The organism is Vibrio sp. 811, assembly GCF_033339195.1.
In genome coordinates, this window is the sequence record NZ_JAWOUB010000426.1 from 1 (window position 1) to 688 (window position 688).

Sequence of the window (688 nt, forward strand, 5' to 3'; positions counted from 1 at the left end):
TATTGGTGGCGGCACTAAAAAACGAGCCATTTGGCTCGCTTTAAGATTTACGCTTTGGAGTAGATATCACGCTCGCCTAGCCAGCGATCGATAATGGCGGCTGCATTGGTTGGGTAATTGTCGTGAATATGACGTGCAATACGTTGAACTTCGGGAATTAAGCGTTGATCTCGAACTAAATCGGCAATTTTGAAATCAGCCAAGCCTGTTTGTTTGGTGCCCAATAATTCGCCGGGCCCGCGGATCTCGAGGTCTTTCTGCGCAATAACAAAGCCATCGTTACTTTCACGCAGCACACCGAGGCGTTTTTGCGCGGTTTTCGACAGAGGGGAGTGGTACAGCAGGACACAGTGACTGGCAACCGAGCCTCGACCGACGCGGCCTCTTAACTGGTGTAATTGCGCCAAACCAAGGCGTTCAGGGTTTTCGATGATCATCAAGCTAGAGTTTGGCACGTCTACGCCAACTTCTATCACCGTCGTGGCTACGAGCAGGTGGAGCTTGTTGTCTTTAAACTCTTGCATGACAGCTTGCTTTTCGGCGGGCTTCATACGGCCATGAACTAGGCCAATTTTTACATCTGGCAGTTTGCGCTGCAACTCTTCGGCGGTGTCTGCTGCGGCTTGCGCTTCCAACACTTCTGACTCATCGATCAGCGTACCCACCCAATACGCTTGCTTACCTTCGT

The 688-nt window shown here is 51.0% G+C and carries 1 protein-coding gene; it reads right to left on the bottom strand.

Features of this window, described 5'->3' with window-relative positions:
* Nucleotides 1-47: 47 nt before the first annotated feature.
* On the bottom strand, nt 48-688 hold a 641-nt coding region (locus R7Q46_RS27280), incomplete at its 5' end, for a helicase-related protein (protein ID WP_318078289.1).